Origin of the sequence: Sinomicrobium weinanense, from assembly GCF_018863395.1 — a bacterium.
Lineage (GTDB): Bacteria > Bacteroidota > Bacteroidia > Flavobacteriales > Flavobacteriaceae > Sinomicrobium > Sinomicrobium weinanense.
Window position 1 is genome coordinate 310,117 of sequence record NZ_JAHKRR010000002.1, and the last position, 12,765, is coordinate 322,881.

At 45.6% G+C, this 12,765-nt stretch carries 12 protein-coding genes; 7 read left to right on the plus strand and 5 right to left on the minus strand.

Annotated features, from left to right (window positions below):
- Window positions 1-294 precede the first annotated feature (294 nt).
- Entirely contained in the window at window positions 295-1,881 is a 1,587-nt protein-coding gene (locus KN811_RS06960; RefSeq protein ID WP_187965188.1) for a peptide chain release factor 3, read from the plus strand.
- A gap of 26 nt (window positions 1,882-1,907) precedes the next feature.
- On the opposite strand, the gene KN811_RS06965 is transcribed toward KN811_RS06960, so the two are convergent.
- The 3 genes from KN811_RS06965 to KN811_RS06975 all read right to left on the minus strand — a co-directional run bounded on the left by KN811_RS06965 (window position 1,908) and on the right by KN811_RS06975 (window position 4,807).
- The gene (locus tag KN811_RS06965; protein WP_187965187.1) at window positions 1,908-2,642 is read right to left on the minus strand and encodes a class I SAM-dependent methyltransferase; all 735 of its coding nucleotides are present in this window, start codon (window positions 2,640-2,642) and stop codon (window positions 1,908-1,910) included.
- Between the two features lie 382 nt (window positions 2,643-3,024).
- Window positions 3,025-3,981 carry an NAD-dependent epimerase/dehydratase family protein gene (locus tag KN811_RS06970; protein ID WP_187965186.1) on the minus strand — a complete coding sequence of 319 codons (957 nt, stop codon included), beginning with the start codon at window positions 3,979-3,981 and terminating at the stop codon, window positions 3,025-3,027.
- Window positions 3,974-4,807, minus strand: coding sequence for a glycosyltransferase family 2 protein (locus tag KN811_RS06975; protein ID WP_187965185.1), 834 nt, complete (start codon window positions 4,805-4,807; stop codon window positions 3,974-3,976). Before KN811_RS06975 ends, KN811_RS06970 begins: the two co-directional genes overlap by 8 nt.
- A gap of 83 nt (window positions 4,808-4,890) precedes the next feature.
- Between KN811_RS06975 and KN811_RS06980 the strand changes: the two genes are divergently transcribed.
- The 3 genes from KN811_RS06980 (at window position 4,891) to KN811_RS06990 (ending at window position 7,795) form a co-directional block, all read left to right on the plus strand.
- The gene (locus tag KN811_RS06980; protein ID WP_187965184.1) at window positions 4,891-5,643 is read left to right on the plus strand and encodes a glycosyltransferase; all 753 of its coding nucleotides are present in this window, start codon (window positions 4,891-4,893) and stop codon (window positions 5,641-5,643) included.
- Between the two features lies 1 nt (window position 5,644).
- On the plus strand, window positions 5,645-6,205 hold the full coding sequence (locus tag KN811_RS06985; protein ID WP_187965214.1) for an L-threonylcarbamoyladenylate synthase: 561 nt from the start codon (window positions 5,645-5,647) through the stop codon (window positions 6,203-6,205).
- Window positions 6,206-6,367: 162 nt separating this feature from the next.
- Window positions 6,368-7,795, plus strand: a complete 1,428-nt coding sequence (locus tag KN811_RS06990) for a tRNA nucleotidyltransferase/poly(A) polymerase-related protein (RefSeq protein ID WP_187965183.1) — start codon at window positions 6,368-6,370, stop codon at window positions 7,793-7,795.
- 309 nt (window positions 7,796-8,104) lie between these two features.
- On the opposite strand, the gene KN811_RS06995 is transcribed toward KN811_RS06990, so the two are convergent.
- Window positions 8,105-8,305 carry a hypothetical protein gene (locus KN811_RS06995; protein ID WP_187965182.1) on the minus strand — a complete coding sequence of 67 codons (201 nt, stop codon included), beginning with the start codon at window positions 8,303-8,305 and terminating at the stop codon, window positions 8,105-8,107.
- Window positions 8,306-8,391: 86 nt separating this feature from the next.
- Between KN811_RS06995 and KN811_RS07000 the strand changes: the two genes are divergently transcribed.
- The 3 genes from KN811_RS07000 (at window position 8,392) to KN811_RS07010 (ending at window position 11,482) form a co-directional block, all read left to right on the plus strand.
- Window positions 8,392-9,429: a COX15/CtaA family protein gene (locus KN811_RS07000; RefSeq protein WP_187965181.1), complete on the plus strand. Its 1,038-nt coding sequence runs from the start codon at window positions 8,392-8,394 to the stop codon at window positions 9,427-9,429.
- Window positions 9,430-9,631: 202 nt separating this feature from the next.
- A complete protein-coding gene (locus KN811_RS07005) occupies window positions 9,632-10,144 on the plus strand; it encodes an IS1096 element passenger TnpR family protein (RefSeq protein ID WP_187965180.1) in 513 nt (170 codons plus the stop codon).
- 279 nt (window positions 10,145-10,423) lie between these two features.
- Complete coding sequence (locus KN811_RS07010; RefSeq protein WP_187965179.1) at window positions 10,424-11,482, plus strand: nucleoid-associated protein; 1,059 nt, start codon at window positions 10,424-10,426, stop codon at window positions 11,480-11,482.
- An 85-nt stretch (window positions 11,483-11,567) separates the two neighbouring features.
- Here the strand turns inward: KN811_RS07010 and KN811_RS07015 are convergent, their stop codons facing one another.
- Window positions 11,568-12,641, minus strand: a complete 1,074-nt coding sequence (locus KN811_RS07015; RefSeq protein ID WP_187965213.1) for a hypothetical protein — start codon at window positions 12,639-12,641, stop codon at window positions 11,568-11,570.
- Window positions 12,642-12,765: the final 124 nt, after the last annotated feature.

The window sequence follows — 12,765 nt, forward strand, 5'->3', positions numbered from 1 at the left end:
CACTAATATACTACGAAAGTTTCAATTCGCGATTGATGTAAGAGGTTTTTTATAGTCGAAAAAGTCAAAACGAAAAGGGACGACAGAATAAACTACGGGGAATTAGAGTTTTAGAGGGTGGGAGGTTTAGTTGCAGGTTACAGGTTGCAGGTTGCGGGTTCCTAAGCCAAGCCGAAGGACAGGTTGCGGGTTGCCAGCTACAAATTAACTTGTAACTTTAAACCAAACAACTCCTCTTCAAAAAACAAAAGTTCAAACCAGTTTACTATTTTTGCAACCGCAATACAGAAATTTATGGATTTAGTTCAGGAGATCAGTAAAAGGAGGACTTTTGGTATCATATCGCACCCCGATGCGGGAAAAACCACGCTTACGGAAAAACTGCTGCTCTTCGGGGGGGCCATACAGGAAGCCGGCGCCGTAAAGAGCAACAAGATCAAGAAAGGGGCTACGAGCGACTTTATGGAGATCGAACGCCAGCGGGGGATATCGGTAGCCACTTCCGTACTGGCCTTTAACTATAAGGACAAAAAAATAAACATACTCGACACTCCGGGGCACAAGGACTTTGCGGAAGATACTTTCCGGACACTCACCGCGGTAGACAGCGTTATTGTGGTCATCGACGTAGCAAAAGGTGTGGAGGAACAGACGGAAAAACTGGTGGAAGTATGCCGTATGCGCAACATTCCCATGATCGTTTTTATCAACAAGCTCGACCGGGAAGGAAAAGATGCTTTTGACCTGCTGGACGAAGTGGAACAAAAACTCGGGCTGACCGTTACTCCGCTCAGCTTCCCTATCGGCATGGGATATGACTTTAAAGGCATTTACAACCTCTGGGAGAAAAACATCAATCTCTTTAGCGGGGACAGCAAAAAGAATATCGAGGAAACCATTGCTTTCGACAATATTGAGGACCCTGAACTGGATAATATCATCGGGAAGAAAGCTGCGGAAGACCTGCGGGAAAACCTGGAACTGGTACACGGTGTTTACCCGGGTTTTGACCGGGAGGCTTACCTCAGCGGAACACAGCAACCGGTCTTTTTCGGATCGGCCCTGAACAATTTCGGCGTACGCGAACTGCTGGACTGTTTTGTGGAGATAGCGCCCTTTCCCAGGCCGAAACAAAGTGAAGAACGCCTGGTCAAACCCGATGAAAGGACCTTTTCCGGTTTTGTTTTTAAGATCCACGCCAATATGGACCCAAAACACCGGGACCGCCTGGCTTTTATAAAAATAGTTTCCGGTACTTTTGAAAGAAATACGCCCTATCTGCACGTACGGAACAACAAAAAAATGAAATTCTCCAGTCCCAATGCGTTCTTTGCGGAGAAAAAGGAGATCGTGGACATTTCTTATGCCGGAGACATCGTTGGGCTTCACGATACGGGAAATTTTAAGATCGGGGACACACTTACCGAAGGAGAAATCCTCAACTTTAAAGGTATCCCCAGCTTTTCACCGGAGCATTTCCGCTATATCAACAACGCCGACCCCATGAAAGCCAAACAACTGCTCAAGGGGATCGACCAGTTGATGGACGAAGGTGTTGCCCAGTTGTTTACGCTGGAACTGAACGGCCGGAAGGTCATCGGTACGGTAGGCGCCCTGCAGTATGAAGTGATCCAGTATCGCCTGGAACACGAATACGGGGCCAAGTGCACCTATGAGAACTTCCCGGTACACAAGGCCTGCTGGGTTGAACCTGAAGACGAAAAAAGCGAGGAGTTTGCCGAATTTAAAAGGGTAAAGCAAAAGTTCTTCGCTACCGACAAACACGGCCAACTGGTATTTCTGGCAGATTCGGCCTTTTCCATACAAATGGCACAGCAGAAATACCCGTCGGTAAAACTGCATTTTTCTTCGGAATATTAGTAGCGGTGCAATGCATTGCACCGCTACTATATCATTCCGACCCGGAGCATCATGGGAAAAGTCACTTTTTTCTTTTCTCGGTTTCCCCAGCTTTCTTTTAACTCGTCACGGACAAGGTCTACAGGGTTTTCCCCGTTTTCCCGGATATAGTGGCGCATGGCAGACCAGGTTTCCAGATATCCTGTGAGTTGCTCCGACGTCCATTGGTATTCACTCTTAAAATCCGGGGCCTTTTCTTCCCGGAAAGGGAACGGAATGGTCTGGTACAATTCGTCGATATACCGTCTTTCTTTATCCCAATACCCGCCAAGAATATCTGAGTATAGCCTTTGGACAACACGATCCGTATCCGCATCTACTTTAAGCAAAGCATATCCCGTTACGGCAAATGCGCCATCTGCTTTTAATGTACGGTTCACTTCGCTGTAAAAAGCATCGAAATTAAACCAGTGAATAGCCTGTGCTACGGTAATTAAGTCAAACTGTCGATCGGAAAAACCAGATTTTTCGGCATTTTCTACTTTATAAATGACATTTTCTTTCTGCCGGGCATTCGCTATCTGATTTTTACTCAGATCCGTAGCATACACTTTTTGGAAATGCCCGGACAAAGCCACAGCGAGCTGACCGTTTCCCGTTCCGCAGTCCCACATACATTCGTGCCCGTTTGCGATAGAAGCCAGGTAAGTAATGAGTTCCGGGGGATAGCCCGGCCGGAATTGCGAATAGGCTTTGGAATGTTGAGAAAAGTTGTCTTTCATGGCAGGTTTTTAAAGTGTTTTGTTCTTAGTCTTGGAGTCCTGGAGTTTTGGAGTTCTTAGTGTTTGTTATTGCTTATTACGGCTAAAGGTCGGGAGGTATGCGGAACGGGGAGTTTAACCGGGCTCATGTCCTGGGATAATCCCTAAACTTTTGTGTTTTTCCTGTGGCTTGGGCTTTCAAACCCTCCGACCGGACTGAAGTCCGCCCACCTCCCTTCGTCTGAAGGGAGGAGTTTTTTTGGTTTCTTATGTTATAAGAACGTTGTGTTATATTTTGAATGATCCTCCAAACGATCTGTCTCCTTCCATAAAACAGAACACCCGTCTCCGGTCATCCGTCATCCATCCTCAACAACTAAACAACTCCGAACTCCAAAACTTCCTACCCCACAAAATTCTCCCTGTACCATTCCACCTGCTTCCGCAATCCTTCTTCAAAAGAAGTGGACGGATCGTATTCCAGCAATTTACGGGCCTTGTCGATAAGGGCAGTCGTACGGAGCTGGTCCCCTGGTCTGGGTGGGGTGACTTCTATTTGCGCCTTTTTCCCGATGATTTTTTCTATGAGTTCAATCCCTTCCTGTGTTGTGTATTCCTTATCCGATCCGATATTGATGATCTGGCCGTTAACGGCGTTTTCCCTGCCTATCACAGCAGAAACTCCTTTTATAATATCCCCGACATAGGTAAAACTCCGGGAATGTTTTTCACTTCCTTTGAAAAGCGGAAAAGCGGTTCCGTCAAAAATGGACTTGATCAGTTTTGTATAGAGTTTTTCAGGCCTTTCTCTGGGACCATACACCGAATACAACCGCAGGGAACAGGCGGGTAAGTTGTCTGAACGCTGCCTGCCCAGGACCAGTTGCTCGGCGGCCAGTTTTGTAGTGCCGTAAAAAGAGATCGGTTCCGGCGGGGCGGTTTCGGGTAATGTAGCTTCTTTTCCGTAAATGGAAGATGTAGCAATATTGACAAACAGTTTCAGCCCGCTGCTTTCCTGTTTCGCCCAGTCCAGGAGGTTTTGAGTGGCAAAAATGTTGTTTTGTACATATTCTTTGAGAGAGACATCCGGAGATATTCCGGGTTGGGCAGCATAGTGAAATATATAGTCCATATTCTCCGACAGCCTGCCCTGTAATCCGCCTGTCAGGTCAGCTTTCAGAAAAGTAACGCCTGCCGCTTCAATATCTTTTACATTTCTCTTTTTAAGGTCAATATCGTAATAATCCGAAAAATTGTCCACGCCATAAACTTCGTGGCCTGCTTTTGCAAAATATTCTGCGGTATGAGAACCGATAAATCCGGCTGCACCCGTGACAAGTATCCTATAATTCTCAGGCATTTTTTTCTCCTTTTACAATTCCATATGGTGTCCACGCACTTTTGCTATCTCTGGTATGTTGCCGGATCGCCTTGTTCTTGGCAATAGATTCGGGTGTCTTGTAGCCTCTGGCATGATCCAGGTGTACACAAATAGCGCTATATCGTATTTGTTTCCCTTTAATGCCATAGTTAAACAAACGTTCGCCGAGTTCCCGGTCCTGTCCGCCGTATTGCATACGTTCATCAAAACCGTTTACGGCGAGGATATCATCTTTCCATCCCGAGGAATTATGGCCGTTCCACGTAGCTCCCGTTGGTGTTACTGCATTCAGGAATTTCGCCTTTGCCCCCTTTGATGTCAGCTTATTATTCTTAAAGGAAGATTTCAGTCCGTGCTGTTTCAGCCATTTCAGGTCAAAGCAACGTCCGGATTTGATATCGTCTTTAGAGATCAGTTCAGAGATGGGCATGGAAAGTTTAAAATAACCGCCGGAAAGGAAATAGCCTTTTTCCTTATCCCTCTGATGCACTTCCAGGAAATCATTCCGGGGAATGCAATCGCCATCACTCATCACGATGTAATCTCCGGAACATTTTTCCAGTGCCTTGTTGAGTATTCTCGATTTCTGGAAACCGTCGTCCTCCTGCCATACGTGTACTATGGGATAAAAGACCTCTTTGCTCATACGGTCCAGGAGGTCCTTGGTATCCGATCCGGAGCCGTCATCGGCAATGACCATTTCAAAATCCTTAAAGGTCTGAGTATTATAGCCCCATAACACTTTTTCCAGCCAGGCTTCGGCATTGTACGTGCTTATTATTACAGAAAATGCAATTTTATCCATTCTGCTAATTTATCCAAATAAGGACAAAAGTATAAATACAGATATATATCTTTGCTTTTATTCTAAACTAAATTTTCCCGAAAGTGGCAAAACTTACCATTATCATACCCACACTCAACGAAGAAGAATTTATAGAACAAGCTATAAGATCGGCTTCTTTCGCCGATGAAATACTGATTATCGATTCTTATAGTGATGACCGGACCCTCGATATTGCAAAGGAACACCCGGTGACCATATACCAAAGACATTTCGACGATTTTTCCAGCCAGAAGAACTACGCCATAGACAAAGCCGTGAACGACTGGATCTTTATTCTCGATGCCGATGAAGTCATCTCCCCGGAGCTTCGTGAAGAGATCATAGGCGAACTGAAAAAAGACAACCCCTCCGAAGCCTATGAAGTAGGCATGACCCGTATGTTCATGGGGCAGCAAATGAAATACGGAACGGCGAGAAACGATTCCAAAACCCTGCTCTTTAACCGGAAACATTGCAGATTTGGCCAAAAACTGGTTCATGAAAACCTTGTGGTCAATGGTAAAACAGGAGTCTTGAAACACAAAGCTCTTCACTATACATACAGGGGTTTTGACCATTTTGCAGGCAAAAAGAACCACTATGCCTGGTTGCAGGCCAAAGAAAAGTTTGCCAAAGGGAAGAAACCCAACCTTTTTCATTTCCTGATAAAACCGTCATTTCGCTTCTTTAGCGAATACATTATAAAAAGAGGGTTTATGGACGGTTACCCGGGATTTTTTAATGCGTATATAAATTCCTATGGAGTAATGACCCGGTATATCAAATTGTGGTTGCTACACCATGACCAGAAATAACATGATCGAAGAAATAAACAACACCATCCCCATTCTCAAAGAAGGAGGCCTCCTCCTCTATCCTACCGATACGGTATGGGGCATAGGCTGCGACGCCACCAATGCCGATGCTGTGGCCAAAGTGTATCAATTAAAAAGGCGTCCGGATGCCAAAGCATTGATCTGCCTGGTATCTGACGTAGCCATGCTGGAAAGATATATCCCCGAAATCGCCGATGTAACTTACGATATCATAGACCTTGCCACCAAACCCACCACCATTGTTTATGACAACCCTGCCGGCATTGCCAAAAACCTGGTCGCCGAAGACAATACATTGGCCATAAGGGTAGCTTCCGATGAATTCTGCCGGAAACTCATCCGGAAATTCGGAAAACCCCTTGTTTCTACCTCTGCCAACATCAGCGGAATGCCCACTCCCCAATCTTATAAGGAAATAAGCGACGAAATTTTAAAAGGTGTAGACTATATAGTAAATTTGCACCGCGATAAAAAAGGCGGCCAGCCGTCTTCTATTATCAGGATAAGTAAAAATGGGGTTGTTAAGGTTATAAGGAAGTAATCTTGGTGATCAGTATTCAGTAAACAGTGATCGGAAGTGTTTTATCGATCAATAACAGGAAGATCAATCGAATACCGACCACTGATCACCGATTACCGATTACTGAATACCGATCACCGAATACCGAATACAGACCGCCGGAAACATCGAATACCAAAAAGCGTGGCAAAACAAAATTATAAAGAAGCATTACAACAGGATATATTCAGGATCATTTCGGAAGCTGCCAAAGAATTGGATGTCGACAGTTATGTCATAGGCGGCTTTGTCCGGGACTATCTCCTGCAACGCAATATACCAAAAGACATAGACATCGTAGCCGTAGGGAGCGGTATAGACCTTGCCCGAAAAGTGGCTGGAAAACTACCTAAAAAACCAAAGGTACAGATCTTTAAGAACTTCGGTACTGCCATGTTGCGATGGAATGATCTCGAAGTGGAATTTGTAGGCGCCCGCAAGGAAAGTTACCGCTCGGACAGCCGGAAACCCATCGTAGAGAACGGTACGCTCCAGGACGACCAGAACCGCCGTGACTTTACCATTAATGCGTTGGCCTTATCTCTCCGCCAGGAAAATTTTGGCGACCTGCTCGATCCTTTCGGCGGCGTGGACGATCTGAAACAAAAACTTATCCGCACTCCGTTGGACCCGGATATCACCTATTCAGACGACCCCTTGCGCATGCTCCGGGCCATCCGTTTTGCGGCACAGCTCAACTTTAAAATAGAACCCGCCTCCTTTGAAGCTATTTCGCGCAACAGTAACAGGATAAAGATCATTTCCAGGGAACGCACGGTCGATGAACTGCATAAAATACTGATGTGCGACAAGCCTTCGACAGGCTTCGGCCTCCTTTACAAAACAGGCTTACTGCATATTATCCTTCCGGAACTCACCAGGCTCCAGGGCATTGAGGAAAAGGAAGGGCAACGCCACAAGGACAACTTCTGGCACACCCTGGAGGTGGTAGATAATATTGCCGAAAATACCGACGACCTCTGGCTGCGTTGGGCTGCTCTCCTGCACGACATCGGGAAAGCCCCAACCAAGAGGTTCGACAAAAAAATAGGCTGGACCTTTCACGGGCACGAATTTGTAGGAAGCAAAATGGTATACAAGCTCTTTAAAAGACTGCGTATGCCCCTCAACGACAAGATGAAATTCGTACAGAAAATGGTGTTGATGAGTTCCCGCCCTATCGTCCTTGCCCAGGACATCGTTACCGACTCTGCCGTGCGCAGGCTTGTTTTCGATGCCGGGGACCATGTAGAAGACCTGATGACCCTCTGCGAGGCCGATATTACCACCAAAAATCCGAAAAAGTTTAAAAAATATCACAATAACTTTAAGGTCGTACGGCAAAAGATCGTGGAAGTCGAAGAACGCGACCACGTCCGGAATTTCCAGCCTCCCATTAGCGGTGAAGATATCATGAAAACCTTTAACCTGAAGCCTTCAAAGGAAATCGGTATCATCAAGGATGCGATAAAAGAAGCCATCCTCGAAGGAGAGATCCCGAACGAATATGAAGCTGCCCGTGAATTTATGCTGAAGAAGGGAAAAGAGCTGGGGTTGGAGTCCGGGGAGTGAGTTTTGGAGTTGAGGAGTTTTGGAGTTGAGGAGTTTGGGGGTTCGGAGTTATTGAGGGCGGGTGATGGAGGACCGGTGACGGATGTTTTCCTTATAATTGACCGAATGCAAGCAAATAAATAATTCAACCCCGAACCCAACGTTCTTATCAAACAAGAAATAAAAAAGCTCCTCCTGCTTCGACAAGCTCGGCACAGGCTTTGTGATGAAGGGAGGTGGTTCCGATCTCTGATCGGGAGCGGAGAGCCTGTCCCGAGATATCGGGAGTTAGAAAGCCCTGGCCACAGGGAAAATATAAATGTTCCGGGATTATCCCAGGACATGGGCCTGGTCAAACTCCCCGTCCCGCAAGCGGGACACCCCTACTTTGACAAGTGATATACTGAGCTTGCCGAAGTGCTCAGTACAGGCCTTCATCTGAAGAGGGGAGCCTTTAATACGGTCTGTGTAACACAAGGGAAGTTCCGGAGGAACAGCTTCAAAAAACATTAGTGTATTTGTGACTAACAAAAATTGGAACGTTTTAATCTTAAGAAGCAATAAGTTTCAATCGTTAAAACTCCAAAAACAATAAACTAAGAACTAAAAAAACCGTCATGCGTTCATGGCTTAAGAACAATTTCAGAACTATTACCAAAATAACATTGGTCCTTATCTATATGGTAATAGTAGCCGGTGCCCTCGTCCGGATGACAGGGAGCGGCATGGGCTGTCCGGACTGGCCCAAATGTTTCGGATATTACATCCCCCCTACCGAGGAATCACAGCTCCTCTGGCAGCCCGGCAGGTCATTTAAAAAAGGGCATATCATCATCCGGGAAGAAGCATTGCTGGTAGCTAAAGAAAATTTCACCACAACAGACAAATTCATCCCGGACCATTGGGAGCCCTACACCAGGCACGACTATGCCGTGTTCAATCCCTCCCACACCTGGACAGAATACATCAACCGCCTGTTCGGAGCGCTGGCCGGGTTTGCCACATTGTTTATGGCTATGGCCTCATTTACTTTCTGGAAAAAGAACAAGACTGTGACCCTGCTTTCCTGGCTGGCCGTGTTCGGCATGGGCTTCCAGGCATGGCTTGGGGCCACAGTGGTCTATTCTTTGCTAGCCCCTGTAAAGATCACTATTCACATGGTGATGGCATTGGCCATTGTGGCCCTGGTATTATACATTTTACATATCACAAGAAACAGGGAAAAAAGCTATAAGGTCAACACCCTGTTCACCAATCTCGTATGGCTGGCCCTTATCCTTACTGTGATACAAGTAGTACTGGGCACCCAGGTAAGACAGTTTGTCGACGACCAGGCCAAACTTCTGGGCGACACCGCACGTGCCATATGGCTCCATAATCCGGACCTCACATTTTACATCCACCGTTCGTTTTCCATATTGGTACTGGTCGTTAATGTATTTCTGTATATCCTCAACCGTAAAAGACAATTGCATTATTCGCGTTTAAACTGGGTGATGATCCTGATAGGAATTGAAATACTCAGCGGTATAGTCATGGCTTACTTTGATTTTCCGTTGGCTTCCCAGCCTGTTCACCTCGTTATTGCATCGGTGCTGTTCGGGGTACAGTTTTATCTGTTGCTCGATACCAGGCATGCCGCGAAATCTTTGTAACTTTACCCCCGGAAAAGGATGGGAAAAAGACACATCGCCACCCTGAACTTGTTTGGCTTCGCCGAATCTTCAATTTCAGGGCCTCATGGCGATTGTCCGATCACCGTAATGGGATGCTGAAACACTTCGATTGTACTCAGTACAGGCAAGTTCAGCATAACGTAAGGACTATTAAATACTATACAATACCAAGTAACACAATATGATTTATAAATTCCGAATAATACTGGATGCCGAGGAAGACGTCTTCAGGGATATCGAAATAGAAGCCGGGGACTCACTGGAGGAGTTTCACAATACCATCACGCAGGCCTTTGGTTTCGAAGGCTCCGAAATGGCTTCGTTCTACCTCAGTGATGACGAATGGAACCAGGGCGAAGAGATCTCTCTTTTCGACATGGGGGAAGGCCAGGACGATGCCGTACGCCTTATGAGCGAAACCACGCTCGAAGATGCCATAAACGAAGAAAGTACCAGGCTTATCTATATCTATGATTTTTTAAATATGTGGACTTTTTTCGTAGAACTGGCCGATATTGCCGAAAAAGAAGACGGCCGGGCCTATCCCAACCTGCTGTTCGCCCACGGACAGCTTCCGGAGTTCCCTCCCGAAAAGCAATTCGAAGCTGAAGAAGGTCTTTCCGAAGACTTTAATGACCTCGGAATGGACATCGACGACTACGACAATCTCGATTTTGACGAAAACTGGAATTGAGAGCGCAGTTAGTTTTGGAGTTGATGAGTTTGGGAGTTCGGAGTTATGGAGTTATTGGGGATGGATGACGGGAGACCGGGGACCGATGTTCTTTTAAATCGACTGAAATATAGTTCATAAAGATGTTTCGAAAGAACAACTCAAAACATTCGTGTATCTGTGGCAAAAGAAAACGACAAACCAACAACAAATAATTAAAAAACAACATACCACAAATACACCCACTCAAAAAACATTAGTGTATTCGTGGCCTAAAAACAGAACAAGATTTAAAACCATATGCTAAACCTTTATCCGTCACAAATAGAAAGCCTCTCTGTGCACCGTGTGGGCAACAAGAGCAGGAACGAAGACATTTTTTTATCGCGCGAGCCCTATCTCCTGAACGACGAGATCACGGCCATCCTTAAAGAATACTTCCTCAAACCCTTCCGGGAAAAGGAAGAAAACTATTTCCGCTTTGCCAACGAGGTCGATGTGGAGTTTCATCCGCTTTACGATATCATCTCAGACATGTTCACCAACCCGGCAAGCACCCATGAGAATTCTAAAAAAATCGCCACACATCTCTTCGACCAGTCCAACCATCCCCACATCAAGAGCGGAGAGGTCTACGTGACCTATTTCAGCGATATGGTCATGGACAATGAAAAGATCGATGCCATCGGTATCTTCAAAAGCGAGCTGAAGCACGATTTTCTCCAGTTCCGCGAAAGCGAGACCAACCTGGACATCGTTATCCAGCAAGGGGTGAACATTAACAAGCTGGACAAGGGTTGCCTCATCTTTAATGTACACAAAGAAGAAGGCTACAAAATACTCTCCGTAGACAGCAACCGTTACGATGCGAAATACTGGGTGGAAAACTTCCTCGGTGTGGATGCCCTTACCGATGAAAACTACTTCACCAAGAAATACCTCAAATTCTGCCAGGACTTTGCCAAGGACGTAGTGCTCCCGGCAGAAGACAAAAAACAGGAAGTGATGTTTATGAACCGCGCCGTAAACCACTTTGCCAAAAACGATGACTTCGAAGAGACCAATTTCCTCAACGAAGTAATGGACAATCCGGAACTGATCCCCGAGTTTAAGCACTACAAGGTAGAGAAAGGGCCAAAATATCATATCGAGGATGTTTCCAATTTCCCCATAGCCAACAAGGCCGTTTCCGAAGCACGGAAAAAGATCAAGAACGTCATCAACCTCGATACCAACATCCAGATCAAAATGGATTTTATAAATCCCGAATCTGCCGAGAAGTTTGTGGAAAAAGGCTGGGACGAGGAAAAACAGATGTACTATTACCTCGTATACTTCAATAAGGAAGAAAAGAGTTAGTCAGAGATGTGAGAGGGTGAGAAAGTGAGAGGGTGAGATTTTATTATTTTGATATTCCACCTCTCACCCTCTCACTTTCTCACCCCTAAGACCCGTTAAACAACCGCCTCGTACTGATATCTTCGTAATTCCGCTTTACAAAATCGAGGGCCGCTCCCAGGACCTCGCCCATGTTGCGGGCTTTTTTAAACTCTACATCCTGTACAAACTGTAAGATCTCCATCTTTAACTGCTCTACGTTTTCGGGTATGGAGATCGTATCGGTCCTGGCACAGTCCAGCAGTTCTTCCATACGTTCGTGACAACTGATCAGCCGTTTGGCCACGATAGACCGTTCCTCTACCTTGTACTGGTCTACCGAACTGCGCTGCAATTTATCGCGCACCAGGTTTACCATAATAATGTTTTCCTTAAAAAACTGCGGACGATACACTTTGAACTTTCCTTCATAACACTGCTGATCAAAATCTATGGCCCTGATCTTATAGACCACATGATCAAAATCGTGCGTAGGGACAATGACGTAGTTATACGACCGCATATCGCCCAACAGCCGTATCATACAGCGTTCGTTGAACTTTACAAACTCTTTGGCGATCTGTGATTTTTCCATTTCAGAACATATGGGCAACAATTCCTTCATAAAAACATCGCCGGGGATACCTGCTATATGTTCTTCGATCAGGGTATCCTTATAGACCAGGAAGTTCAGGTTATAGGGCGAAAGCATATGCTCCAGTTCCAGCCCGTAAATACGGGAGGCATCGGCTTTTTTGACGTAGAAATAGGTATAGTTGTCGTTTAACACGTTCCTCACCTTAATGCGGAAAGGCTTGGAATTGCCGAACGTACAGTAATCAATGGCATCTACATTGAGAAACTGCAAAATGGCATCGCTACCGTCCGAATGCAATATGGAATAGACCCTTTTCAGGCTCAGGTCTATCTCCTGGTCATCAAATTCGTTATAGTATACCCGTATCCAGAGTGTATCTTCATCATTTCTGTCATACACCACCGTAGAACCCGAAAAACGCAACAGATCATCATAAAAAATAGGGAACTTGATCGTTCGGTTATACTCTCTCAGGTACCCGTGCAGTTTTTTCGTCACCGGAAAGGCGGGTTTCTTTTTCGACATCAACTTTTCTTCTTCCATCTTCAGTGCAATAAAAGTGGTTTCTTTTTCAAACTTAAGCATTTTTTTACCGTAGCTATGAGCAGGCAGGCTAAAAATTACAACACCATACCTCGAATTCCCCTCTCCTTTGTGTATCTCTGTG